Source organism: Novosphingobium sp. 9U (assembly GCF_902506425.1).
Classification (GTDB): domain Bacteria; phylum Pseudomonadota; class Alphaproteobacteria; order Sphingomonadales; family Sphingomonadaceae; genus Novosphingobium.
Map to the genome: position 1 here is coordinate 995,001 of NZ_LR732469.1, position 23,085 is coordinate 1,018,085.

Here is a 23,085-nt window from a genome sequence, read left to right on the forward strand (position 1 = left end):
ATCGATGGCTGGGCCATCGAGAACCGCGTCTACGCCGAAGACCCCTATCGCGGCTTTCTGCCCTCGACCGGGCGCCTGGTGCGCTACCAGCCGCCGGTGGAGGGCTGGACCGACGACGGCGAGGCCAACGGCCGTCGCGGCATCGATGGCGTGCGCGTCGACGACGGCGTCTACGAAGGCGGCGAAGTCTCGATGTTCTACGATCCCATGATCGCCAAGCTGATCACCTGGGGGCAGACCCGCGACGAGGCGGCTGACAAGCAGATCGCTGCGCTCGATACCTTCGAGATCGAGGGCCTGGGCCACAACATCGATTTCGTCTCGGCCATCATGCAACACCCGCGCTTCCGCTCGGGCGAGCTGACCACCGGCTTCATCGCCGAGGAGTACCCGGAAGGCTTCACGGGCGCTGCGGCTTCGCAGGAGACCAAGGTGAAGATCGCCGCGGTGGCTGGCTTCGTCGCCACGGCTCGCGCTGATCGCTCGCGCCGGGTCGACGGCCAGCTCGCGACCCCGCTCGCGCCGCCATCGCAGTGGACGGTGATGATCGACAAGGCCGTTTACGAGGTCGAGATCGACGAGGACGAAGTGCTGGTGAACGGCCAGAGTGTCGAACTCGCCATGGAGTACACGCCCGGCGATCGCCTGATCGAGGCGGAAGTGGATGGTGAACTGCTGGGCGTCCGGATCGAAACTACCCGCAGCGGCTTCAAGCTGACCACGCGGGGCGCGATCCACAAGGTCGGCGTGCTTCCCACCCGCCTCGCTCCGCTGTCCGCACACATGATCGAGAAGGTCGCGCCGGACCTATCGCGCTTCCTGATCTGTCCAATGCCCGGATTGCTCGTATCGCTGAACGTGGCAGAGGGCGACAAGGTCGAGCTCGGCCAGCCGCTCGCGGTGATCGAAGCGATGAAGATGGAGAACATCCTGCGCGCCGAGAAGTCGGGCGTTGTAAAGTCAGTCAACGCCGAGGCAGGCCAGAGCCTGGCCGTGGACGCGGTGATCCTCGAGCTGGAATAGAATGCACCTCTATCACGATCCGGAGGCGCAGGCGGCGGAGGAGATTGCCTTTGCCGACTTCCTCCGGGTCGACATCCGGGTCGGTACGGTCGTCGCGGCGGACGTCTACGAAGGTGCGCGCAAGCCCAGCTTTAAGCTGCGGATCGACTTCGGCCCCGGCATCGGCGAGCGCCGGAGCGTGGGCCAAGTCGCGGCACTCTATACACCCGAGGAGCTGATCGGGCGGCAGGTGGCCGCTGTCGTCAACTTCCCGCCGCGCCAGATCGGCAAGGCGCTATCCGAGGCCCTGACACTCGGGTTCGCCGACGAGGAGGGCAGGGTGGTGCTGTTCTCGCCCGACAAGCCGGTGCCCAACGGCTCACGCCTGTTCTGAGGAGTTTGCCCATGCCGTTCGCCTTGATCCTTGCCGCAGCCGCAGTGACGCCGCCCGCAGGGCCGGTCACCGTGACTCTCAAGTTGCTCGCCGATCTGCCGGTCACGACCGCCACGATCGACGCTCATGGCACCAAGCTGACCTGCAAGGGGCCGGCTCTGTCCGACGTGCTTGCGCGGATCGGCGCGCCGCAGGGCAAGGCCTTGCACGGCAAGGCGCTGACCAAGGCTCTGGTGGCTCATGCCAGCGACGGATACGAGGTCCTATTCTCGCTCGGTGAACTCGACGCGACGCTCGGCAACGAGCCGGCGATCGTCGCGACCGAGTGTAATGGCGAGAAGTTAACGGTCAAGGACGGACCGTATCGTCTCTTGCTGCCCGGCGACAAACGCCCTGCGCGATCGGTGCGACAGCTTCAGACGCTCGAGCTCCGGTGAGCTTTGCCCAAGTTCTGGCGAGCGGGCGCGACGGTTCGGTCGTTATCCCCGAAACCTGGCACCAGGGCCGGACGGCATATGGAGGCTTCTCATCGGCACTCGCGCTGGCCGAGGCGATGCGGGTCGGGGGCGACCTGCCTCCACTGCGCTCCGCCCAGATCGCGATGATGGCGCCGCTGTTCGGCGAAGTGCGGGTGAGCGCCAAGGTCATGCGCGTGGGCCGCAACGCCACCTGGATCGCCGCGGAGATCGCGAATGACAGAGGCGTGGGCACCAGCGCGAACTTCGTCTTCATGCGCCCGGTCGAGAGTGGCGTCAGCGTGCATGACGCTGCGCCGGCTGCCGACCTGATCCCGGTCGATCAGGCGCGCGAGTTCGTCAATCCGAACGCGCCTGCGTTTCTGCGCAACCATTTTGAGGTGCGCTTCGCGTTGCCGCGCACCCAAGATCGCACGGCCGACGTGTGCTGGTGGGTGCGCCTCAGCGACACCGAGGGTCTCGATCCCGCGGTGGCATTGCTGCTGACCGCCGATGGCCTGCCGCCCGCGGTCATGCCCCTGCTGACCGCCTTCATACCGGTGAGCACGATGCATTGGCAGGTCAACCTGCTGACCGCTACACCGCACACGCAGAACGGGTGGTGGCTGCTGCGCTCCACGGCGGACTTCGCGGAGCAGGGGTGCTCCAGCCAGCGCATGCAGTTGTGGAACAGCGCGGGAGAGCCGGTGCTGGCGGGCACGCAGTCCATCGCGTTGTTCGGCTGACCCTCGCTTAGTCCGCAAGCACGCGCCCGAGGGTCAGCTTCAGCACGGCGAACGCGACGAGGCCGATCGCAGCGGCGCCGACGTGGAGCAGCCAGAACTGCACCGTGTCCATGGTCGAGTACCAGCCACCGACGGTGCCGACGATCTTGTTGCACGCGAAAAAGGCCAGATAGTAGAGGCCGACGACCGTGCCGGTGAGCGCCTTAGGCGCGACCTTGGTGAACAGCGCCAGGCTGACCGGCAGCGTATGCGCGAAGCCGATCGAGTTGAGGATGTGGAACATGACCGGCCAGAACAGGCCGATCTTGCCTGTTCCCTGCGTCGCGGCGGCAGCCACGAGGCAGAGCGCGCCGGCGACGGAAAAGGCGCTGCCGATGATCATCTTGCCCAATTCGTCGGGCTCACGGCCAGTGCGATTGGCGTACCACTTCCAGGAGGCCGTAACCGCGACAAGCAGCGTGAAGCTGGCAGTTGCATCCAGGGTGATCATCCAGCTTGTCGGGACCGTGTGGCCGAAGAAGGTCAGCTGGAACTTCTCGTCCGCCCAGACAAGGTAGGCGTTGAAGATCTCCTGGTTGACCATCAGCGCCAGCGCCAGAATTGGGATCAGGACCAGCAGCACCAAGAGACGGGGAGCGTCGGCGCGCTGCAGCTTGTCCGCGGGTGACTTGGCCCTGGAGCTGGAGCGGCTTTCCGCTGGCAGCCATGGCTTGGCGTAGATGTAGAGCAGCAAGCCCGCGACCATTACTACGCCGGCGCAACCGAAGCCGTAGTGCCAGCCCGCTTCCTCGCCCAAGGTGCCGGAGACCAGCGGCGCGGCGATCACGCTGACCTGGATCGCGATGTAGAAGATCTGGAACGCCATGGCCCGGCGTGAGTCGTTGGGGCCGTAAAGCTCACCCACCTGGCTGGCGATGTTGCCCTTGAACAGCCCGACGCCGACCACCAGCGAGAGCAGCGCGAACAGGAACGCGCCTTCGAACGCCATCAGGAAGTGTCCGAGCGCCATAACGGCACCGCCCAGGATCAGCGTGGCGCGCCGGCCGAGCCAGCGGTCGGCGATGATCCCGCCCAGGATCGGCGTCAGGTAGACCAGCGCGGTGTAGTCACCGAATATTGCCGAGGCGAGAGGCTGGCCTTGCAGCCCGCCGTACCAGCCGTTCTGCAGCGCCTGCAGCCCGGCGACGTTGCCGATGTTCTGCGGCAGCAGCAGGTACTTGACCATGTAGAGCACCAGCAGCGTCTGCATGGAATAGTAGGAGAAGCGCTCGCAACCTTCGACGAAGGCGAGATAGCCCAGACCCTTGGGATGACCGAGGAAGGCACGGTCCGCTTTGTTCAGGTCGATTTCGGGCGTGGCTTCGGCTGCGGTCATGTCGGGTCCGGGTGATGGTCGAAGCGAGCAGGTCTAGGCCGGTGAGAGTGCGCTGTCATCATCGCAGGACCCGTTCGATTTAAGCCGCCAGCCCGCCTCGCCATCCAGCCCGGTCCATCAAAAAAGGCGGCAGGCCCGATGAACCTGCCGCCCCGTGCGCCTCCGGTCCGGAGGCACAACGGCCGCCCCCCGGTGGCAACTCTTGCCACGCTGCCGTCAGAACAGCGGGTATGTCATTCCATAATAACCATAAACCTGCTGTCCGTAGATCTCGTCCCACAGCGGATCGCGGTCGCGATAGCGTGGTGCGCCTTCCAGTCGGCTCTTGTCGAGATCGACGCAGTAGCCGCCCTGCTGCTCGTCATAGGCCAGCAGTTCCCACGGCAGCGGGTAGTATTCGTTGCCGACGCCGAGGATGCCGCCAAACTCCATCACCGCGTACTCGACACGGCCGCTGCGCTTGTTGACCATGAAGTTGCGGATGGAGCCAAGCCGCTCGCCCTGTCGATTGTAGACGCGCGTGCCCTCGACCTTGTCGGAGGAGATTAGCCGTTCGGTCTCGCTGATCGCGACGGGTTCGGTCATGGCGTGTTCCCAGGCGCTGCTTACACCGGGAAAACGTGCAGACTTGATGTGAGTTGCAAAGAGCTCGCGCCCCGCCGCGCCTTTGACACGCCTTAGCGGGCGAGTTCCTCGTCCATGAACACCGTCACGTCGGCAAGGTCGACCTGCCGATCGAGGAAAGCCTGGCCGATGCCGCGCATCAGCACGAAGGGCAGGGTGCCCGCGTCCATCTTCTTGTCGTGCAGCATGTGGCCGACGAGCACCCGGCCGTCGCAGTTCAGCCCCAGCGACGGCAATCGCGCCTGCAGGCCCATGCTCTCGATGTGACGCGCCGCACGCTCGGCTTCCTCGGGGGGCATCAGCCCCTTGCGCGCCGAGTAGCGTGCGGCGAGCACCATGCCGAGGGCCACCGCCTCACCATGCAGCAGGCGGTCGGAGAAACCGGTCTGCGCTTCGAGCGCGTGGCCGAACGTATGGCCCAGGTTCAGCAGCGCGCGGGTTCCGGTGCGCTCGAACTCGTCGTCGGCCACCACGCGGGCCTTGGCGGACACGCTATGCGCGACCGCGTATTCGCGTAGAGCCGCGTCGCCTGCAAGCATGGCGGCGCCGTTCTGCTCGCACCAGTCGAAGAACGCGGCATCGCCCAGCAAGCCGTACTTCACCACTTCGGCGTAACCTGCCCGCAACTCTCGCTCCGGCAGGGTGCCGAGCACGTCTAGGTCGGCCAGTACCAGCGAAGGCTGATGGAAGGCGCCGACCAGGTTCTTGCCCGCAGCTGTGTTGATCGCGGTCTTGCCACCGACGCTCGAATCCACCTGCGCCAGCAGCGAAGTCGGGATCTGGATGAAGTTGCAGCCCCGCTTGAGGATCGCGGCACAGAAGCCGGTGAGGTCGCCGATGACGCCGCCGCCGAGCGCCAGGACATGATCACCGCGTTCGACTTCGAGCCCCAGCAGCCAGTCGACGGTGGCGGCCAGCTCCTGCCAGCTCTTGGTCTGTTCGCCGGCCGGAAGAATACGCCAGTGCGGCTCGTGACCTGCGGCGCGCAAGGCCGTGTCGACCACCGCGCCCCATTGCGCATGAACGTTGACGTCGGTGACGATCGGCACCGCAGCCTTGCGCAAACGAGCCCCGCATTGAGCGACCAAGTCAGGCAGCAAGCCGGCGCCGACGCGAACCTCATACGGTCGGCCGGCAATGTCGACGGGGATCACAGCCATTGCGAGATCCCTTGCAGCACGCGGTTGACGGTCTGGGTGTGCGGCCCATTGGCGCTGACCACATGGACTGGGGCGTGCGAGTAATGCGGCTCTCGCTCGTCGCGCAAACGTGCCAGGATCTCGCGAGGATTGCCGTCGCGCAGCAGCGGCCGGTTGTCCTTGCGCGCTGTGCGCTCGACCAGAGTGTCAACATCGCTGTCGAGCCAGACGGCCAGGGCACGATCAAGGATCAGCGCGCGCGTCGCTTCGTTGCAGAACGCGCCGCCGCCGGTGGCGATCACCGTGCGCTTCCTCTTGTCGTCGGACAGCAGGCGCGCGATGACCCGCCGCTCGCCATCGCGGAAATAATCCTCTCCGAAGGTCGAAAAGATTTCAGGAATGGTCATCCGCGCGGACGCCTCGATCTCATCATCGGCGTCGACGAAAGGCCAATGCAGCATGGCGCCCAGGCGCTTGCCGACGCTGGACTTGCCTACTCCCATCATCCCCACCAGCACGACGGGACGATTGATGCGCCGGCTGAGCTGGGCGATCTCCGTCTCGGAAAAGCGGGGCTGTGGATGGTCCATTGCAGCGGCCCCTATAGTTGCGCTAGGTCGGCGCGCAAGCATCCTTGAGGAAGTCGAGTGAAGGGTCGCGCGGGTAAGCGGAAGGTGAAGCGAGTGGTGTTCCTGGTCGTGGCCGTCCCGGTTTTGGCGCTGCTCGGCTATGCCTGGACCGACGGGGGCCGCCAGCCGATGCGCGACATCGTCGAGACGGTTCCCGTCCCGGAGCACGCCAAGTGAGGGCGTCCTTGCTCGTCGCGGGCGCGGCGCTGGCGCTCACCTCCGCACTGGCGCTGGCGCAGGGTGCGCCGGAATCCTTGCTGCCGCCCGGGTTCAACGAACCGGCCGCCGCGCCGTCGCCGTCTCCTTCCCCGCGTGCGAGTTCCTCGTCGGCGCCTTCGCGTCCGCCCACGCCGGCGACAGCCACCCCGGTGATCCAGGCGCTGCCCGGCGAACCAAGCTTCTCCTCGCCGCTCGCCTCTGCAGCGAACGAGCCTGATCAAGAGGGCAAGCTCAAGCGCCTGCCGTCTCTCGACGAACTGGCGCACATGACGCCGGAGGACTTCCAGGAGCTGCTGGGCCTGAAGCCGGACTTCGATATGCCGGCCGGCGCTCGCCGCGCGATGTCGCAAGTCGGCCTGATCGACGCGCAGGAAGGTGGCCTCGATGGCAGCGCCATGGCCGGTCAGAACGGGCGGCTGATCCGCTTGGCGCTGGCCGCCAACCGCGGGCCGCTGGTCTCGCGTTGGGGGCACATCCTGTTGCGCCGCGCGCTCGCGACCCGGCTCGATGCGCCCCGAGGCATGACCCCTCAGGACTTCCTGGCGCTGCGGGTCGCACTGCTGCTGCGGATGGGCGAGCCGGAAGCCGCGCGCGCCATCCTGCAGGACATCGACGCTGGCAACTACACGCCCGACCTGGATGGCGTGGCGCTGGACACATACGCGGCCAACGGCGACTTCACCGGTATCTGTCCGGCACTGGCCACCCAGGGCGTTGCTCGCGACGACCCGCAATGGAACGTCGCCCGCCAGATCTGCAGTGCTTTCAAGGGCAATGGCGCAGCGGCGATCTCACAGCTGGACCGGTATCGCTATCGCGGCACCATGCCGCGGATCGACTTGCTGCTGGCGCAGAAGTACGCCGGTGCGGCAGGCAAGTCGCGCCGCGCGGTGACGATCGAGTGGGACGATGTCGATGACATGCCGGCGTGGCGCTATGGCCTCGCGAACGCCGTCGGCCTCAATCCGCCCGACCGCCTGATCGAAGCCAATCCGCAGCTGGCGCCGCTCACCGCCACTGCACCGATGGTGGGCCTGACCCGTCGCGCCGCCGCGGCCGATCGCGCGGCAGCCCTGGGCGTGCTCTCCAGCGCGGCGATGGTCGACCTCTATGGCCAGCTCTTCGCCGAGCCCGATGTCACCGGCGAATGGTCCGACAGGGCCGAGAAGCTGCGTGACGCCTATGTTCTGGAAGACCCAGCTGGCCGGCTGTCCGCAATCCGCTCGCTGTGGGACGGGGTGAAGACCGCGCCCCAGGACTATTCGCGCAAGGTGCTGACCGCCTATGCGGCCGCGCGCCTGCCCGTGAGCGAGAACATGGCCGACAGCGCCGCGCCGCTGATCGCCTCGATGCTCTCAGCGGGACTCGATGCCAACGCGATGCGCTGGGCCAATGTCGTCAACGCCGGCAGCCAGGGTTGGGCGCTGCTCGTACTCGCCGCGCCGTCGCGATCGTCAGAGGTCAGCAACTCCGACATCGACACCTTCGTGGATGGAGACACCAGCGAAGACCAGCGCAAGTCCGCCTTCCTCGTGGCGGGCCTTGCCGGCCTCGGCCGCATCGACACGGGCACTGCCGGCAGCTACTCGGCGAACATGAAGCTGGGCCTCGGCAGCAGCACTCGGTTCACGCAGGTGATCGACGGCGCTGCGCGCAACCGCGACGTGACCACCGTGGCGATCCTGGCCGGGCTCGGCATGCAGGGCACGCAATGGTCGCAGATGTCGCCGCGCTACCTCTATCACATCGTCTCGGCCTTGCGCGCGGTGGGCCTGGACGCCGAAGCCCGGATGATTGCCGCCGAGGCCGTGGCTCGGGCCTGAGCATGCGCGAGCCGGGGCCGCGCGGAGTGCAACGAACTACGGCAGATCCCCTCGAAACCTTCTTGAACATGCTGTCGGCCGAGCGTGGGGCCTCGCGCAACACCCTCGACGCTTACCGCCGCGATCTCGCCGCGGCACGCGAGGCGATCGGCGACCCGGCTCTGGCCGACGGCACAGCCTTGGCGACATTGGGTGAAGCATGGTCGAACCTCGCCGCGTCCAGCCTGGCACGGCGATGCTCGGCGCTGCGACAGTTCTACGGGTTCCTGGTCGACGAGGGTCTGCGGGAGGACGATCCCTCCAGTGCGCTGCCGCGGCCAAGCACGCGACGCCCGCTGCCGCGGCTGCTCGGCCATGAGGAAGTCGCGCGGTTCTTCGCGCGCTCGGAGCTGGAGGCCGAGGGAGATCGGCCCGATGCAGTGCGCCTGCTGTGCCAGCTGGAACTGCTCTATGGCTCAGGCCTGCGCGCCAGCGAACTGGTATCCTTGCCGTTGAATGCCGTCCCGCGCGACGCGCCGTTCCTGCATGTCAGCGGGAAGGGAGGCCAGCAGCGGATGGTGCCGGTGAGCACGCGCGCGCGCCAGGCGCTCAGCCGCTGGCTGCCCTTGCGCCTGGGCGACTCCCGCTTCGTATTTCCGTCGCGAGGTGCGGCGGGCCACATGACGCGTGTTCGCCTATTCCAGCTCTTGCGCGATCTCGCCGTGCGGGCGGACATCGACCCGACCCGCGTCTCGCCTCACGTGCTGCGCCATGCCTTCGCGACGCATCTGCTGGAAGGTGGCGCTGACTTGCGCGTGCTGCAAACGTTGCTCGGGCATGCGGACATCGCCACGACCCAGATCTACACGCATGTGGAGAGCTCGCGCCTGGTGGCGCTGGTCAACAGCCGTCATCCCCTGGCGAGACCTGCCTCCTCCTAGCCGAACGGGAACAAGGCACGCGCGGTGCCGTTCACCCGCGCAAGGCTTCGCGAAAGGGAGAAAGATGGCCGCCAAGCGCCACAGGATTGCACTCAAGTCTGCCGCCGCCGTGGCGGGCGCGTTGGTTGCCGGCGTAGCGGGCTTCGGGATTGAACCCGTCCGGGCCGCGGTGGAGAGTGCCGCCCAAGCCATCTCGCCGGCCGACAAGGCGCAGGGCGCCAAGGCGCACCCGGAGCTGGTGGCAGAATTCGGCGGCAAGCTCTCGGGCCCGCAGGCGAGTTATGTCGAGGGCGTCGGCAAGACTATCGCGCTGCAATCGGGACTGGGCAACGCCCGCAGCGACTTCACAGTCACTCTGCTGAACTCATCGGTGAACAACGCTTTCGCGATCCCCGGCGGCTACGTCTACGTGACGCGGCAGCTCACCGCGCTGATGAACAACGAAGCGGAATTGGCCGGAGTTCTAGGCCACGAAGTCGGCCACGTCGCTGCGCGACACTCGGCCAAGCGCCAGCAGGCCGCGACTCGCAACTCAGTCCTGGGCGCGCTCGGGTCGGTTCTGGCCGGGGCCGTTTTGGGCGACAGCGGCTTCGGGCGCCTGGGTCAGCAGGTCTTCTCCCAAGGCTCTCAGCTGCTGACACTCAAGTTTTCGCGCACTCAGGAACTGGAGGCGGACAATCTCGGCATCACGTATTTGCGCCGAGCCGGCTATGATCCGCGCGCGATGGCGACGGTGCTGGAGAGCCTGGCGCGGCAGAACGCGCTCGATTCGCAGCTGCGTGGCAGCGGAGCGGAAGTGCCGCAATGGGCTTCGACGCACCCCGATCCGGCCTCTCGCGTGCGCACGGCCCTGACACGCGCGGGCGCCGGCGCCACCGGGCTAACTAATCGCGACAAGTTCCTCGCCGGGATCGACGGGCTCACCTACGACGACGATCCGCATCAGGGCCTCGTCGAAGGCCGCAAGTTCACGCACCCCGACTTGCGTGTCAGCTTCGAGGCGCCGGACGGCTTCTATCTGGTGAACAGCACGAAGTCGGTCTCGATCAGCGGACAATCGGGCAAGGCGGAGTTCGGTTCGGCCGCGTTCGATGGTAATCTCGACCGCTATGTGGCCAGCGTCTTTGCCGGACTGACGAGTTCTAACTCGGCGCAAGTCAGCCCGCAGACGCTGGAGAGTGCGACCGTCAACGGCATACCGGCGCGCTATGGCGTCGCTCGCGCGCAGACGAGTAGCGGAACAGTCGACGTCACCGTGTTCGCCTACGACTTCGGCGGCGGCAAGGCGTACCACTTTTCGGCCATCACCCAGGCGGGCAATGCCGGCGTGTTCAATTCCATGTTCCGCTCGGTCAGGCGCATATCGACGGCCGAGGCGGGAGCCGTGAAGCCGCGGCGCCTGGCCGTGGTGACTGTGAAGGCTGGCGACACTGTCCAGTCGCTCGCCGCGCGCATGGCGTATCGTGACGCTCCGGTCGACCGGTTCCTGGTCCTGAACGGCTTGCAGCCCGATGCGCGGCTTACGCCGGGGCAGAAGATCAAGATCGTGACGTATTGATCTGCGTTGGACACAAGAAAAGGGCGGCGAGATTCCCCGCCGCCCTTTATCTTTTCAACTAAGCTGAAGCTTAGCCGTTCTTCGCCTGCAGCGTCGACGAGGTCTTCGTGAACGTCGAGGTCAGCGACGAACCGAGGCCAGCCATCGCGGTGATCGCGGCAACGGCGATGAGAGCGGCGATCAGGCCGTACTCGATGGCGGTCGCACCCTTTTCGTCGCGGCGGAACTTGTTGATGAACTTCATGTGCAGTCTCCTGGGATCTGATGTCTCTAGTGTACCCGGTCCGTTCAGCGCCTGCCCCCCGGACGACTTACTGATTACGAGTGAAACCTGAAAATATGTTTAATTGGTCTGCTGAGCTTTGGCGGCTTCTGTATTTACATGCGTCCACATTTTCAGTGTCTCACTGGCCACTCCGCTGATCGCCAACATGATGCCAAAGACGATGATGCCCAGGATAATGCCATACTCGACGGCCGAAGTGCCCCGTCGGTCACGAAGCAAGCGCTTGTAAAACCCTGATTTCCGCATTGCCCGCCTCGAAACTTCCCCAATTTGCCACAGGATGCCATGGCAGCGTGAAGACTCCCTTAAGGACTTTCTCCGCCTCTGAGGCCGGCCCAGCGCCGATCTGGGTTGTTGCGGTCGCTTTGGTTAATTCCGAGTGTAAGGTGCTGATGCAGCGGCGCCCTGGCGAGAGCGCGCACGGAGGTCTTTGGGAGTTTCCAGGCGGCAAGCTGGAAGCCGGTGAATCGCCTCAGATTGCAGGCGTGCGCGAACTGGCCGAAGAACTGGGCGTGATCGTCTCGCCTGGGGACTTGGTGCCGATCAGCTTCGCTGTGGGAGAGACGGCAGGCTCAGGGGCAGGGGCCAAGCGCCCACTGACCATCCTGCTCCATGCTTGCCGCACGTGGCAGGCACCCCGCAACCGTATGCTGCCAGTGAATTGGGCTGGTACGATATCGATGCGCTGCCGAGCCTGGACATGCCGCCGCTCGATTACCCGCTGGCAGACGCCTTGCGCAGGTTCTTCGGCTCCGCCGCGATCTGATCCGGGCCTGCCCGGCGCGCCGGACGGGCAGCGCTACCATGTCCCGGTCGGGAAAGCAGTGGGAAGCGGGTACACGACCGCCAGCGACGCGCTGCCTGACGGCATCGCTCCCCCGCCTTCCCAATCCCTACCCGCCGGGGAGGGGAGATGCGTGCGCCTTCCAACAGGTGACAGCTTGGTTGCGGAGGGGCGAACTGATCGTCAACGCCACGACACGCAGCCTGCCGCTTTTCGCAACCACGCTGCTCAGCATGGCCTCAAACGGCATAAGCCACAAACCTGTTGCTAATGAAAACGAGTCGCAATATCAGTTGCGGCGTTCATTTGGAACTTAGGGGCTTATCGTCATGGCATCGTCTGCAGCGGCCGCGCGCCGCACATTCCTCGCGCTCTCCTGCATCGCACCGGCATTCGCGAGCCCGGCTCATGCGCAGCAAGCAGAGCGTGCGCTCGGCGGCGTAACCGTGACGGACAGCGCGATCGTCGAGGAGCCGGGCCGAAAGCTCGAAAGTCCAAAGCGGACCCGCCCAGTGCGCGACACGCCGCAGACGATCACCGTACTCTCCAGCCAGGTTATCGAGCAGCAGAACCTGTTGACCTTGCGAGACGTGCTGTCGACGGTGCCCGGCATCACCTTCGGCGCGGGCGAGGGCGGTACCGGGCCGGGCGACAACATCACCTTTCGCGGCTACAGCGCCAGCAACGACATCACCATCGATGGCGTGCGCGATAGCGCGCAGATCACCCGCACCGACTCCTTCAACCTGGATCAGGTCGAAGTGACGAACGGCGCCAATTCGGTGATCTCCGGCTCCGGCTCCACGGGGGGCAACATCAACATCGTCACCAAGCGACCGAAGGCCGCCGACGCTTATGTCGCGTCGGCAGGCGTGGGCACCGACAACTATTACCGGGCTACGGTGGACCTCAACAGGCGGGTCAGCGACCTGGTCGCGTTTCGCCTCAATGCCATGTGGCACCGCAACGACGTGCCCGGCCGCGATGTCGAGGACTACAAGCGCTGGGGCGTCGCGCCGTCAGTCACCATCGGGATCGACAGCCCGACGCAACTGACCCTGCAGTACTGGCACCAGGAAGATGACAATATCCCTCAGTATGGCGTGCCATACTATGGCGGAACCGTGCCCGGCGTGCACCGCAGCGACTACTTCGGCTACCGCAACGTCGACAAGCAGAGGATCAACGTCGACCAGTTCACCGGTATCTTCGAGCATGCCTTTAGCGACGCGGTCTCGGTCCGCAATCTTGCGCGCTGGCAGGATACCCGTCAGCTCACGCAAGTGGATCCGCCGCAGGGGACCTACTGCCTGGCGTCGACCAGCCTTACGCCAACCGGAGCCGCTTGTACGGTCAACCTGGGCACGACTGCCGCGCCGATCAACGCGACCGTGCCGGCCGGCTATTACTACCCTACCGGTCCGCGCGGGACGACACGTGATACCCGCAACCAGTTGCTGTTCGACCAAGTGGACCTGAAGGCCGTGTTCAACACCAGCGCGGTGGAGCACACCATCGATCTGGGTGGCGCGGTGACCTGGGAGAAGTACAACCTCGACAACGGCAACGTGCTTCGCAATCCGGATGGCACCGCCGCCTTCGCGCGCTTGCCGCTGATCAATATCGATAATCCCGGCGGAGTGATCATCGGCCCGGCAAGCGCCTTCTTCACGTACGGCAGCAATGTCTACACTGGCCCGATCAACTTTATCCGTACCGGCCACACCGTAGGCGAGCAGACCAACGTCGCTGGCTATCTGTTCGATACGATGAAGCTGGGCAAGTTCGAGCTGAGCGCCGGCGCGCGGGTGGAGCGTAACGTCGGCACCAGCCGCGCCGACACGATCTCCGCCACACCCGCGACCCTGGGCCAGGTCACCACCGGTATCGTAGCCCGCAACGCCGACACGCTGTTCTCGTACCGTGTGGGGCTGAACTACAAGCCCATCGAGGCGGTCAGCCTCTACGTCGCCTATGGCAACTCGCAGACGCCCTCGAAGAACTCTGTCAACGGATCGTGCACCGCTGACACGCCGGGCGTGGTGAACACGACTTGCAACATCAACCCGGAGACGGCGAAGAATTACGAAGTCGGCGCCAAGGCGGAGCTGTTCAACGGTGGCCTGCTGCTCACCGCATCGGCCTTCCGCAACGAGCGCGACAAGTATGCGGTCGTGTCGGGAGATCCGACCGTGCCGAACCAGCAACTGGACGGCAAGTCACGCGTCGACGGCATCGCGCTGGGTGCTTCGGGCACGATCACGTCGGCCTGGACGATCACGGCCAATTACACGTACCTGAAGGCCAAGCTGATCCAGTCGGTGTCGGACTTCTGCCTCGCCAACCCCGGCGCGCAGACGACCAATCCGGTGCGCACCTGCACCAACACGGCCGCCAATCCGAACCCGGGAGCAGGACAGTTCCTTCCGCAGACGCCGAAGCATTCGGGAAGCCTGTTCACCACCTATCGCCTGCCGTTCGGCCTGACGGTCGGATACGGGCTGACGTATCAAGGTGGCTTCCTGCTCAGCGCCGCGACACCGACGACGGAAGCGATCCGGTCGGAGGACTTCCTGATCCACCAAGGTTATTTGGCTTACGACTTCAGCCCGAACTTCTCGGCGCAGCTCAACGTGAAGAACATCGGCGACAAGCTGTACTACACGCGCATCCGCAACAACGGTTGGGCGACCCCCGGCGACGCGCGCTCGGCGGTGCTGACGCTGACTGCGCGTATGTAACTAGAACTAGCGTGCAGATCGCTGGGTAACGCGCGCAAACGAAAAGGGCCGGGCGGTCGATGCCGCGCCGGCCCTTTCACGTGATCAGGCGTTAGCCTTAGTTGCCGGCGGGCGCGTCCGTGGCAGCCGCCTGCGTGTTGGTGTTCGCCTTGGCATCCGCGCCAGCCGGGGCCGTGGCGGCGCTCTGCGAGGCTGCAGCCACGGCCGACTTGAACTCAGCTGCGTTCATCGTCAGCGTGAGACTGCCGTCCGCGCCTGCGGTCAGGTACTGCTTGGTGACGGTCACCGGATTGCCATCTGCCAACGCCACGGTGACGTTCTCGCCCTCGACCTTCTGCACGGTGCCGACCGCCTGGCCGTCCTTGCTCTTGATCTTGGCATCAGCCACCAGCGCAGTGTCCAGGGCGCCGGCCGTCTTCGTCTCGGCAGCCGCAACGGCCGCTTCGAGCTGGGCCTTGGTCATGCTGATGACGAGGCCCTTGTCGCTCTTGGCGATGGCGGAGACGGGCAGGGTCGCGCGCTTGGTGCCGGTGAACACGACCGCGTTCGTACCATCGAGCTTCTCGATCGAACCCACTTCGCCGCCCTGCGTGTCGAATACCTTGGCGCCCACGGTAGGCGCAGCAGCGGCGGCCGGAGCGGCAGCGGGTGCAGCGCCGGCGGGCGCAGCCTGGGCGTGAGCGGCCAACGGGGTCATCGACACGGCTGCGAGCGAAGCGACGATCAGCGATTTCTTCATTGCGAACTCCTTGGTGAGACGGAAAACTTGGGATCAGTAACGCCGCACCCCGGATGGTGTTCCGATCGCGTCAGATCCAGGTGGCGCTGGAGTGGTGCCAGTTGCACTCAGATGTACCCCGGAACGCTTGAGCCTACATGAACAGCTCGTTGTGACGTGCGCAGGATAAGTGGAACTGAGTACTTCATCCCGATCACAGGATCTCGAACCAAGCCGCGTGATCATCAGCCAACTTGCACTTAGTTCGCGGACATAGAACCGCTTGAGGTTTTCTGAGCAAGCAGAATGGCCCGCTTACTCAGATCATCCAAGTTAGGCATTGTCCCATCGGTTGTCCTGGTGTCCCCTCCGCCTTAGGGAGGGAACATAGCTGCTGCTCATTGCTTGTAGCCGCGAGGACCGGGGTGGGATTTTATGGACGACACGGTGAGCGAAGAGGAGTCCACTCGCTCGGTGTGGCGCTATGCCATGGCCACCAAGGCGCACGTCGTGATCGACGCCGCCGACTATTTCGAGCTGATGCGCGATGCCATGTGCAAGGCGAAGCAGCGCGTCTTCCTCATCGGCTGGGACTTCGACACGCGCATTCTGCTCTCGTCTGGGCGCCGCTGGTGGAGCCTGAACAAGCGGGAGCGCTATCCGGCACGTCTCGGCTCCTTCATGCTCTGGCTGGCGCACCATACGCCGGAGCTGGAGATAAGGCTGCTCAAGTGGAACGTCGCGCTACTCAAGTCGGTGCTGCGCGGAACCATGGTCATCGACCTCGTGCGCTGGGCGATGAGCCGGTCGATCGACTTCAAGTTCGATTCCGCGCATCCGATCGGCTGCAGCCATCACCAAAAGATCGTCGTGATTGATGACAAGCTGGCGGTCTGCGGCGGCATCGACATGACCACCGATCGCTGGGACACGCGCGAGCACATCCACCACGACAAGCGCCGTCGCCGCCCGACCGGTCGCAGCTACGGCCCTTGGCATGACGTGACGATGATGATGGAAGGCGATGTCGCCGGGGCTTTGGGAGAGCTCGGCCGCGACCGCTGGAAGGTTGCGGGCGGCGAGGAGATGGCGCCATGCAAGCCGCAGGACGAGAGCGCCTGGCCCGACAAGCTCCATGCCGAGTTCGAGAATGTCGAGATCGGCATCGCTCGTACCCGCGCCGAATGGGGCGACTGCGCGCAAGTGTCCGAGATCGAGAATCTGTTCGTCGAGCAGATCGCCCGCGCCAAGCGCTTCATCTATGCGGAGACGCAGTACTTCGCATCGCGCCGGATCGCCGAGGCCATCTGCCAGCGCCTGACCGAGCCGGACCCTCCGGAGATCCTGATCGTCAATCCGATCACCGCCGATGGCTGGCTGGAGCAAGTGGCGATGGACTCCGCGCGTGCTCGCCTGGTTAGGGCAGTCGGCGAGGTCGATCATGCCGGGCGGTTCCAGATCGTCGTGCCGCATACCTCCGGCGGCACGCCGATCTACGTCCATGCCAAGCTCACCATCATCGACGACGAAGTCTTGCGCGTCGGCTCGGCCAACATGAACAACCGCTCGATGGGTCTCGACAGCGAGTGCGACGTGTTCATCGACACCGCGCGGCCTGCCAACCGCGATGTCGGGCCCAAGATCACCGCCTTGCGCCACTCGCTGATTGCGGAGCACTGCGGCATCGATGAGGACCAGGTCGCAGCGCTGATTGAGGAGCACGGCTCCATGGCGGCGATGATGCTGGCCATGCCGCGCGACGGCAAGCATGTGCGTCCGCTCGAACTGCCCGAGCTGAACGATGCCGAGAAGGCCCTGGCAGACAGCACGCTGCTCGATCCGGAACGCCCCGGCGAACTCTTCGAGCCGATCGACCGAAAAGGTTTGTTCCGTCGGCGCGGGGTGTTGCAGAAACCCGGTTTGCGTAAGCGCATCTCTGCCGTGAGGAAGCGCGTGACAAGGAGGAGAGTGGCATGAGCAGCCTGGCCGGGCCCGATGAAGACAATCCCACCGGCAAGCCGCCGGTGCCCGAGAACGTGCAGGACGCGATCCGCACGCTGATCGAATGGGCGGGCGACGACCCGAACCGTGAGGGCCTGCTCGATACGCCCAAGCGCGTCGCGCGTGCCTGGCGCGAGTACTGCCAGGGCTACGCCGAGGATCCGGCGGTCCACCTCGAGCGCATCTTCGAGGAAGTCGGTGGCTACGATGAGGTCGTGCTGCTGAAGGACATCCCGTTTCAGTCGCACTGCGAGCACCACATGGCGCCGATCATCGGCAAGGCGGCGATCGCGTATCTGCCACGCAACCACGTGGTCGGCATCTCCAAGCTCGCGCGCGTGCTGCATGGCTATGCGCGACGCTTGCAGATCCAGGAGCGGCTGACGGCAGAGGTGGCTCAGTGCATCTGGGAGAACCTGAAGCCCCATGGCGTTGCCGTCGTGATCGAGGCGAGCCATGCCTGCATGACCGCGCGCGGCGTTCGCACACCGGGCGTCGGAATGATCACCAGCCGAATGATGGGCACGTTCCTGGACGACACGCGCAGCCGCACCGAAGTGCTCAAGCTGATGGGCTACTGATCGAATCGCCTCCGGGCCCTTGAGCCCGGAGGCGCGATCCGGCAAGCGCGTCCCATGGCGCCGACCTTGCGACAGGATGACGATGCAAAGCAACCAGCGTCCGTGCCGGTTCAGCGCTCGGCGTCGCGCTGGTCGGGCTGGCTTCTGGCGCTGGTGCCGGCCGCGTGCTTGTGCGTCCTGCTTCTGCGTCCGGTGTGGGACGTAGACATCTTCTGGCAGCTCAAGCTGGGCGAGCTGATCCTGGCGAAGGGCGGCCCGGTTCACAGCGAGCCATTTGCAGTGACCCACCTCGGCCAGGCACTGCCTTCGGTTGCGTGGCTCGGCCAGGCGGTGTTCGCCTGGGTGCGACAGCTGGGCGGATGGACCGGTCTGCGGCTGTTCGATGCGCTGTGCTGGTGCGGCGGGTTCTGGGCCGTCGCCGCCGTATGCCGCCGCAGCGGAGCGCGGGCGGGCGGCGTGGCGCTCGCCCTGGCACTCAGCTTCTTGGCGGCCCTTCCCGCGGCGAGCATCAGGCCGCAGACCTTCGGCGCGTTGTGCTTCGGGCTGTTGCTGGCGCTCCTCAAGCTGCAACTCCGGACCTGGCAGACGCTTGCCCTTGGCACCGGGCTGCTGCTGGTCTGGCAGAACCTGCATCCTTCGGTGAGCATCGGCGCCCTCGCGTTGGCAGCGCATGCGGCGGGTGGCTGGACGGCCTGGCTGCGCCAGCCCTCCAGCCAGGATCGGAGCGCACCGCCGTGGTCGTCGACATGGCTGACGCCGATCGCGCTCGCCACCATGTTCGCGACACCCGATGGCCTTGCCATTCTTGCGGTCTCTGCCCGCAATGCGCAGGCTAGCATTGCCGTCGGCGCCAGCGAGTGGCTGCCTTTGTGGACCCCGGCGAACTTCAGCAATGCCGTGCCGGTCCTGGTCCTCACGCTGGTCGCGCTGAGGCTGGCCTGGCGCAACAAGGAGCGCGTGATCTGGAGCGATCTGGCGGTCATGCTGGCGCTGCTCGCCGCCACGGTCACTGCGTATCGCTTCGTCCTGTTCTGGGCAATCGCGACCATACCGCTCGTCGCCATGCGAGCGGCGCGCCGGGACGCTCCGCGCCCGCAGCGGTGGGCGGCCCTGCTCGGAGTGGCGCTGGTGAGCGTGTTGACCCCACTGATCCGCCCGACGCACTTCTCGGACAACCTGCCCCTTGCTGCCGTAGCGCGCTTGCAGGCGGCCCACGTGCGCGGAACGATCTTCACCGAGCCCGAGTTCGGCGGCGTGCTGATCGATGCCGGTTACCCTCGCTGGCGCGTCACGCTGGACGGGCGCTACTACCGCTACACCGACGGCGAGTGGAGCCGATACGGCGACGTTCTCGCGGGCACTTATACGCTTCGGCAGATCGAGCGGCGCTACCGCCCCGCTGCCTTTCTCCTGCGTCCCAGCCACACCACCGCGCTGTGCAATGCGCTGGACCGGCCCGGCAGCGGGTGGCGGCGGATCTGGCGAGACGATGGTGCAGCGGTGTGGGTGCCGCAAGAGTAAGAGGCGAGGGGGCCTGACCGCGCGTCCAGACTCAGCCGCCGCGCGACACCGGCACCAAGGCGCCACTGATCGCGCCCGCGTCCGCGGAGGCCAGCAGTACGATCACCTTGGCAACCGCCTCCGGGCTTACCCAGGTCGAGTTGTCGGCATCGGGCATGTCGGCGCGGTTGGTGGGTGTGTCGATGATGCTGGGCAAGATCGCGTTGGCCGTCACGCTTGTACCTGCGAGTTCCTCGGCCAGCGCTTCGGTGAGACGGTGCACGCCCGACTTGGAAGCCGCATAGGGCGCCATGCCCATCCCGCCCTTGACCGCGCCACCGGCACCGATGTTGACGATCCGGCCCGCACTGGATTTCTTGAGTTCGGGCAGGGCGAGCTGTGTGATTGTCGCGTTGGTAAGCAGGTTCATGGCATGCATGCGCGAGAACGAGGCGATCGAGCCGCCTTCCAGCGTCTCCCACGTGAACCCACCGGCGACGTTGACCAGCACGTCCAAGCCGCCTTGCGCTGCCGTGACCTGCTCCAGCGCAGCCTTGGTCGCGTCGGCATCCGTCAGGTCGACGCTGCCGATGTCCAAGGCGCCGGTCAGAGGCTTTGCGGCTTGAGGCGCGAAGTCGATCCGCGCCACCTTGTCGCCCAGCGCGGCAAATGCCTCCGCCACGGCCTGACCCAGCACTCCGAAGCCGCCCGTCACGATGATCGACCGCGCCATACCACTCACCCCCGTTATAATGTCGTTGAAGCGTGGGGTGCGACCCTTCGCCGCCCCCCACACTGATCCTCAGAGCTGGCCCAGCATGTAGTCGGCCGAGCTGACCTCGAACTGACCCGGCTGCTCGACGTTCAGCTGCTCGACCACGCCGTCGTTGACGACCATCGAGAAGCGCTGGCCGCGCTTGCCCATGCCGAAGCCCGAGCCGTCCATGACCAGGCCGACCGCTTCGGCGAGGTCGCCATTGCCGTCTGCCAGCATGGTCACGTCGTCGCTGCCCGAAGCCTTGTTCCACGCGCCCATCACGAACGCGTCGTTGACGGCGGTGCAGGCGATCTCGTCGATGCCTTTGGCCTTCAGTTCGCCCGCCTTCTCGACGAAGCCGGGCAGGTGCTTGGCGGAGCAGGTGGGCGTGAACGCACCCGGGACCGAGAACAGCGCGACCTTCTTGCCCGCGAAGTATTCCGAAGCCTGGACCTGCTCGGGACCGCTCTCGGTCACCTTGGTCAGCTTCACGTCGGGCAGCTTGTCTCCAACGGCGATGGTCATGGCATGTGTCCTTTTGCAAAAGTGAATCGCTTGGGGCGCAGATATACGGCGCTGTTGCCGGGCGGCAACGCCTGCTGGTGGTTAAAGCGGATTAGTTGCAGGCATTAAACTCCTGGTAACCATGTGCGGGTGATCGTGCAGCGCGAGCAGTAAGTTGTGCGGGAGCTTGAGGGAAATGCGAAAGAGGCCACGGGGGAAGAAGTTGCCGAGGCTGGCCGCGGCCCTCGCCTGCGGATTGTTCATCGCCACGAGGATGAGCCAGGCGGCGGCCATGCCCTCCGACGATGCAGCTGACCAGTTGCACCGGCTCGACGTGATGCTCCAGACTACCGGCAAGCATTGCAGCAAGACGCGCAGCGATTTCCGCCGCGACTATGCGGCCTTCTCGCAAGCGCATCGTGCCGCGCTGACGCAAGCCGCGCGGGAGATCCGCGGTGAGTTGGCGCAGCGCTACGGACGCGATCGCGCTACCAACGCCTTCGAGCGCATGAACATGCGGATCGCCACGCAATACCGCGGCGGTCACCCCTGGCTCGATTGCGAGGAACTGCAGACGGTTACGCGAGGGCTCGTGATGGTGCAGGGATCGGCGACCCTGGTCGAAGCTGCCGATCAGATCCTTCCGAAGCGGCGCGTTGTCAGGTTCGCCATGGCACGCAATTGAGCGGCTCACCCGGCAAAGGATATAAAGAAACCTTTATATTTGCCTCGCACTCTCGGCGTCGCTAAAGGGACGGTCATCCAAGGTGCGCCTCTCGTGCGTGCCGTCCCGACGACGTACCAGGAGTGTGCCCGTGGCTATTGCCGAGCTGACCAAGGACTATGCCATCGCCGACATCGGCCTGGCTGAATATGGCCGCGCCGAGATCGCGATCGCCGAAACCGAGATGCCCGGCCTGATGGCGCTCCGCCAGGAGTTCGGCGCTTCGCAGCCGCTCAAAGGCGCGCGCATCACCGGCTCGCTGCACATGACGATCCAGACCGCGGTGCTGATCGAGACGCTGGTTGCGCTCGGCGCCGACGTGCGCTGGGCGACCTGCAACATCTTCTCGACCCAAGACCACGCTGCTGCCGCCATCGCTGCTGCCGGCATTCCCGTTTACGCGATCAAGGGCGAGAGCCTCTCGGACTACTGGGACTACGTCGGCAAGATCTTCGACTGGTCGACTGAAGATGATGCGGATCTCACCGCCAACCTGATCCTCGACGATGGCGGCGATGCCACCATGTTCGCCCTCTGGGGCGCGCGCGTCGAAGCGGGTGAGGCGCTGTTCGAGCCTGGCAATGCCGAGGAGATCGAGTTCGTCCGCGCGCTAAACGCCTTCCTCAAGGCGAAGCCCGGCTACCTGACCGCCTCGGTCAAGGCGATCAAGGGCGTTTCGGAAGAGACCACCACCGGCGTCCACCGCCTCTATCACCTCGCCAAGGAAGGCAAGCTGCCGTTCCCGGCGATCAACGTGAACGACAGCGTCACCAAGTCGAAGTTCGACAACCTGTACGGCTGTAAGGAGTCGCTGGTCGACGCGATCCGCCGCGCCACCGACGTGATGCTGGCCGGCAAGGTCGCCTGCGTCGCCGGCTTCGGCGATGTCGGCAAGGGCTCGGCCGCGTCGCTGCGCAACGGCGGCGCCCGTGTCATGGTCACCGAGATCGATCCGATCTGCGCGCTGCAGGCGGCGATGGAGGGCTATGAGGTCGTCACCATGGAGGAGGCGGTGCAGCGCGCCGACATCTTCGTGACCGCGACCGGCAACGAAGCCGTGATCACCGCCGAGCACATGAAGGCGATGAAGCCCATGAGCATCGTGTGCAACATCGGCCACTTCGACAGCGAGATCGCGATCAGCGCGCTCGACAACTACAAGTGGACCGAAGTGAAGCCGGGCACCGACCTTGTCGAGTTCCCCGACGGCAAGCAGATCATCATCCTTGCCAAGGGTCGCCTGGTGAACCTGGGCTGCGCGACCGGTCACCCCAGCTTCGTAATGTCCGCCAGCTTCACCAACCAGACGCTGGCGCAGATCGAACTGTGGACCAAGTCCGAGCAGTACCAGAACAGCGTCTACGTGCTGCCCAAGCATCTCGACGAGAAGGTCGCCGCGCTGCACTTGGAAAAGCTGGGTGTGAAGCTGACGCAGCTTTCGCAGAAGCAGGCCGACTACATCGGCGTGCCGCAGCAGGGTCCGTTCAAGGCGGATCACTACCGGTACTGAGCGGAGTGGGAGCAGGATAGGAGATCCTATCCTGCTCCCTCGCGCGACACCTTTGGGGAAGCGTTGAGCATCCTTCTGCTCCGCCCCATTGTCTT

The 23,085-nt window shown here is 65.5% G+C and carries 24 protein-coding genes and 1 pseudogene (1 of these 25 cut by a window edge); 16 read left to right on the plus strand and 9 right to left on the minus strand.

Annotated elements, in window-relative coordinates:
• The 4 genes in view from GV044_RS04525 to GV044_RS04540 are tightly spaced (at most 11 nt apart) and all read left to right on the plus strand, a layout consistent with a single transcriptional unit that may run on beyond the window.
• On the plus strand, window positions 1-1,023 hold the 3' portion of the coding sequence (locus tag GV044_RS04525; protein ID WP_159866015.1) for an acetyl/propionyl/methylcrotonyl-CoA carboxylase subunit alpha. The gene continues 999 nt to the left of window position 1, outside the view; the window shows 1,023 of its 2,022 coding nt (coding positions 1,000-2,022); its start codon lies off the left edge, out of view; it ends in the stop codon at window positions 1,021-1,023.
• Window position 1,024: 1 nt separating this feature from the next.
• On the plus strand, window positions 1,025-1,396 hold the full coding sequence (locus GV044_RS04530; protein ID WP_159866018.1) for a tRNA-binding protein: 372 nt from the start codon (window positions 1,025-1,027) through the stop codon (window positions 1,394-1,396).
• An 11-nt stretch (window positions 1,397-1,407) separates the two neighbouring features.
• Entirely contained in the window at window positions 1,408-1,833 is a 426-nt protein-coding gene (locus GV044_RS04535) for a molybdopterin-dependent oxidoreductase (RefSeq protein ID WP_159866021.1), read from the plus strand.
• The gene (locus GV044_RS04540; RefSeq protein WP_159866024.1) at window positions 1,830-2,597 is read left to right on the plus strand and encodes a thioesterase family protein; all 768 of its coding nucleotides are present in this window, start codon (window positions 1,830-1,832) and stop codon (window positions 2,595-2,597) included. The genes GV044_RS04535 and GV044_RS04540 overlap by 4 nt, the downstream gene beginning before the upstream one ends.
• A gap of 7 nt (window positions 2,598-2,604) precedes the next feature.
• Here the strand turns inward: GV044_RS04540 and GV044_RS04545 are convergent, their stop codons facing one another.
• The 4 genes from GV044_RS04545 to GV044_RS04560 form a co-directional block, all read right to left on the minus strand.
• Entirely contained in the window at window positions 2,605-3,972 is a 1,368-nt protein-coding gene (locus GV044_RS04545) for a peptide MFS transporter (protein ID WP_159866027.1), read from the minus strand.
• A gap of 216 nt (window positions 3,973-4,188) precedes the next feature.
• Window positions 4,189-4,557: a PRC-barrel domain-containing protein gene (locus GV044_RS04550; protein ID WP_159866030.1), complete on the minus strand. Its 369-nt coding sequence runs from the start codon at window positions 4,555-4,557 to the stop codon at window positions 4,189-4,191.
• Window positions 4,558-4,649: 92 nt separating this feature from the next.
• The gene (aroB, locus tag GV044_RS04555) at window positions 4,650-5,756 is read right to left on the minus strand and encodes a 3-dehydroquinate synthase (protein WP_159866033.1); all 1,107 of its coding nucleotides are present in this window, start codon (window positions 5,754-5,756) and stop codon (window positions 4,650-4,652) included.
• A complete protein-coding gene (locus GV044_RS04560) occupies window positions 5,747-6,325 on the minus strand; it encodes a shikimate kinase (protein WP_159866036.1) in 579 nt (192 codons plus the stop codon). Before GV044_RS04560 ends, aroB begins: the two co-directional genes overlap by 10 nt.
• Window positions 6,326-6,382: 57 nt before the next feature.
• On the opposite strand from GV044_RS04560, the gene GV044_RS04565 reads away from it, so the two are divergent.
• From GV044_RS04565 to GV044_RS04580, 4 genes are all read left to right on the plus strand, one after another.
• Window positions 6,383-6,541, plus strand: coding sequence for a hypothetical protein (locus GV044_RS04565; protein WP_159866039.1), 159 nt, complete (start codon window positions 6,383-6,385; stop codon window positions 6,539-6,541).
• Entirely contained in the window at window positions 6,538-8,406 is a 1,869-nt protein-coding gene (locus GV044_RS04570) for a hypothetical protein (RefSeq protein ID WP_159866042.1), read from the plus strand. Before GV044_RS04565 ends, GV044_RS04570 begins: the two co-directional genes overlap by 4 nt.
• Before the next feature lie 2 nt (window positions 8,407-8,408).
• Window positions 8,409-9,326 carry a tyrosine recombinase gene (locus tag GV044_RS04575; protein ID WP_159866045.1) on the plus strand — a complete coding sequence of 306 codons (918 nt, stop codon included), beginning with the start codon at window positions 8,409-8,411 and terminating at the stop codon, window positions 9,324-9,326.
• A gap of 64 nt (window positions 9,327-9,390) precedes the next feature.
• Window positions 9,391-10,884 carry a M48 family metalloprotease gene (locus tag GV044_RS04580; protein ID WP_159866048.1) on the plus strand — a complete coding sequence of 498 codons (1,494 nt, stop codon included), beginning with the start codon at window positions 9,391-9,393 and terminating at the stop codon, window positions 10,882-10,884.
• A gap of 70 nt (window positions 10,885-10,954) precedes the next feature.
• Here GV044_RS04580 and GV044_RS04585 read toward each other — a convergent pair whose 3' ends face one another.
• Entirely contained in the window at window positions 10,955-11,128 is a 174-nt protein-coding gene (locus GV044_RS04585) for a Flp family type IVb pilin (RefSeq protein WP_159866052.1), read from the minus strand.
• A gap of 434 nt (window positions 11,129-11,562) precedes the next feature.
• Between GV044_RS04585 and GV044_RS22695 the strand changes: the two are divergent.
• From GV044_RS22695 to GV044_RS04595, 3 genes and pseudogenes are all read left to right on the plus strand, one after another.
• Window positions 11,563-11,637 (plus strand): annotated as a pseudogene (locus tag GV044_RS22695) (DNA mismatch repair protein MutT); the annotation flags it as partial.
• 158 nt (window positions 11,638-11,795) lie between these two features.
• Complete coding sequence (locus GV044_RS22700; RefSeq protein WP_236554961.1) at window positions 11,796-11,936, plus strand: hypothetical protein; 141 nt, start codon at window positions 11,796-11,798, stop codon at window positions 11,934-11,936.
• A 347-nt stretch (window positions 11,937-12,283) separates the two neighbouring features.
• Window positions 12,284-14,695 (plus strand): TonB-dependent siderophore receptor, encoded by a 2,412-nt coding sequence (locus tag GV044_RS04595; RefSeq protein ID WP_159866059.1) that lies wholly within the window; start codon window positions 12,284-12,286, stop codon window positions 14,693-14,695.
• Window positions 14,696-14,792: 97 nt separating this feature from the next.
• On the opposite strand, the gene GV044_RS04600 is transcribed toward GV044_RS04595, so the two are convergent.
• A complete protein-coding gene (locus GV044_RS04600; RefSeq protein ID WP_159866062.1) occupies window positions 14,793-15,434 on the minus strand; it encodes a hypothetical protein in 642 nt (213 codons plus the stop codon).
• Window positions 15,435-15,848: 414 nt separating this feature from the next.
• Here GV044_RS04600 and GV044_RS04605 point away from each other — a divergent pair, with 414 nt between their 5' ends.
• The 3 genes from GV044_RS04605 to GV044_RS04615 all read left to right on the plus strand — a co-directional run bounded on the left by GV044_RS04605 (window position 15,849) and on the right by GV044_RS04615 (window position 19,516).
• Window positions 15,849-17,390: a phospholipase D-like domain-containing protein gene (locus tag GV044_RS04605; RefSeq protein WP_159866065.1), complete on the plus strand. Its 1,542-nt coding sequence runs from the start codon at window positions 15,849-15,851 to the stop codon at window positions 17,388-17,390.
• On the plus strand, window positions 17,387-17,995 hold the full coding sequence (gene folE / locus GV044_RS04610) for a GTP cyclohydrolase I FolE (RefSeq protein WP_159866068.1): 609 nt from the start codon (window positions 17,387-17,389) through the stop codon (window positions 17,993-17,995). The genes GV044_RS04605 and folE overlap by 4 nt, the downstream gene beginning before the upstream one ends.
• Window positions 17,996-18,097: 102 nt before the next feature.
• Window positions 18,098-19,516 carry a hypothetical protein gene (locus tag GV044_RS04615; protein WP_159866071.1) on the plus strand — a complete coding sequence of 473 codons (1,419 nt, stop codon included), beginning with the start codon at window positions 18,098-18,100 and terminating at the stop codon, window positions 19,514-19,516.
• A gap of 31 nt (window positions 19,517-19,547) precedes the next feature.
• On the opposite strand, the gene GV044_RS04620 is transcribed toward GV044_RS04615, so the two are convergent.
• From GV044_RS04620 to GV044_RS04630, 3 genes are all read right to left on the minus strand, one after another.
• Window positions 19,548-20,228: an SDR family NAD(P)-dependent oxidoreductase gene (locus tag GV044_RS04620; RefSeq protein ID WP_159866074.1), complete on the minus strand. Its 681-nt coding sequence runs from the start codon at window positions 20,226-20,228 to the stop codon at window positions 19,548-19,550.
• 69 nt (window positions 20,229-20,297) lie between these two features.
• Window positions 20,298-20,777: a peroxiredoxin gene (locus tag GV044_RS04625; RefSeq protein WP_159866077.1), complete on the minus strand. Its 480-nt coding sequence runs from the start codon at window positions 20,775-20,777 to the stop codon at window positions 20,298-20,300.
• Between the two features lie 81 nt (window positions 20,778-20,858).
• The gene (locus tag GV044_RS04630) at window positions 20,859-21,050 is read right to left on the minus strand and encodes a hypothetical protein (protein WP_159866080.1); all 192 of its coding nucleotides are present in this window, start codon (window positions 21,048-21,050) and stop codon (window positions 20,859-20,861) included.
• Between GV044_RS04630 and GV044_RS04635 the strand changes: the two genes are divergently transcribed.
• Both GV044_RS04635 and ahcY read left to right on the plus strand, forming a co-directional pair.
• Window positions 21,049-21,441, plus strand: a complete 393-nt coding sequence (locus GV044_RS04635) for an S-adenosyl-L-homocysteine hydrolase (protein WP_159866083.1) — start codon at window positions 21,049-21,051, stop codon at window positions 21,439-21,441. The genes GV044_RS04630 and GV044_RS04635 overlap by 2 nt on opposite strands.
• A 130-nt stretch (window positions 21,442-21,571) precedes the next feature.
• Window positions 21,572-22,990 carry an adenosylhomocysteinase gene (ahcY, locus tag GV044_RS04640; RefSeq protein ID WP_371741569.1) on the plus strand — a complete coding sequence of 473 codons (1,419 nt, stop codon included), beginning with the start codon at window positions 21,572-21,574 and terminating at the stop codon, window positions 22,988-22,990.
• The last annotated feature ends 95 nt before the right edge of the window (window positions 22,991-23,085 follow it).

Excerpts from the sequence above, each read along its gene's own strand:
- GV044_RS04530 (WP_159866018.1), top strand. The coding sequence starts at position 1,025 with ATGCACCTCTATCACGATCCGGAGGCGCAGGCGGCGGAGGAGATTGCC.
- GV044_RS04535 (WP_159866021.1), top strand. The coding sequence starts at position 1,408 with ATGCCGTTCGCCTTGATCCTTGCCGCAGCCGCAGTGACGCCGCCCGCA.
- GV044_RS04545 (WP_159866027.1), bottom strand. The coding sequence starts at position 3,972 with ATGACCGCAGCCGAAGCCACGCCCGAAATCGACCTGAACAAAGCGGAC.
- GV044_RS04550 (WP_159866030.1), bottom strand. The coding sequence starts at position 4,557 with ATGACCGAACCCGTCGCGATCAGCGAGACCGAACGGCTAATCTCCTCC.
- aroB (WP_159866033.1), bottom strand. The coding sequence starts at position 5,756 with ATGGCTGTGATCCCCGTCGACATTGCCGGCCGACCGTATGAGGTTCGC.
- GV044_RS04560 (WP_159866036.1), bottom strand. The coding sequence starts at position 6,325 with ATGGACCATCCACAGCCCCGCTTTTCCGAGACGGAGATCGCCCAGCTC.
- GV044_RS04575 (WP_159866045.1), top strand. The coding sequence starts at position 8,409 with ATGCGCGAGCCGGGGCCGCGCGGAGTGCAACGAACTACGGCAGATCCC.
- GV044_RS04580 (WP_159866048.1), top strand. The coding sequence starts at position 9,391 with ATGGCCGCCAAGCGCCACAGGATTGCACTCAAGTCTGCCGCCGCCGTG.
- GV044_RS04585 (WP_159866052.1), bottom strand. The coding sequence starts at position 11,128 with ATGAAGTTCATCAACAAGTTCCGCCGCGACGAAAAGGGTGCGACCGCC.
- GV044_RS04595 (WP_159866059.1), top strand. The coding sequence starts at position 12,284 with ATGGCATCGTCTGCAGCGGCCGCGCGCCGCACATTCCTCGCGCTCTCC.
- GV044_RS04600 (WP_159866062.1), bottom strand. The coding sequence starts at position 15,434 with ATGAAGAAATCGCTGATCGTCGCTTCGCTCGCAGCCGTGTCGATGACC.
- GV044_RS04605 (WP_159866065.1), top strand. The coding sequence starts at position 15,849 with ATGGACGACACGGTGAGCGAAGAGGAGTCCACTCGCTCGGTGTGGCGC.
- folE (WP_159866068.1), top strand. The coding sequence starts at position 17,387 with ATGAGCAGCCTGGCCGGGCCCGATGAAGACAATCCCACCGGCAAGCCG.
- GV044_RS04620 (WP_159866074.1), bottom strand. The coding sequence starts at position 20,228 with ATGGCGCGGTCGATCATCGTGACGGGCGGCTTCGGAGTGCTGGGTCAG.
- GV044_RS04625 (WP_159866077.1), bottom strand. The coding sequence starts at position 20,777 with ATGACCATCGCCGTTGGAGACAAGCTGCCCGACGTGAAGCTGACCAAG.
- GV044_RS04635 (WP_159866083.1), top strand. The coding sequence starts at position 21,049 with ATGCCCTCCGACGATGCAGCTGACCAGTTGCACCGGCTCGACGTGATG.
- GV044_RS04630 (WP_159866080.1), bottom strand. The coding sequence starts at position 21,050 with ATGGCCGCCGCCTGGCTCATCCTCGTGGCGATGAACAATCCGCAGGCG.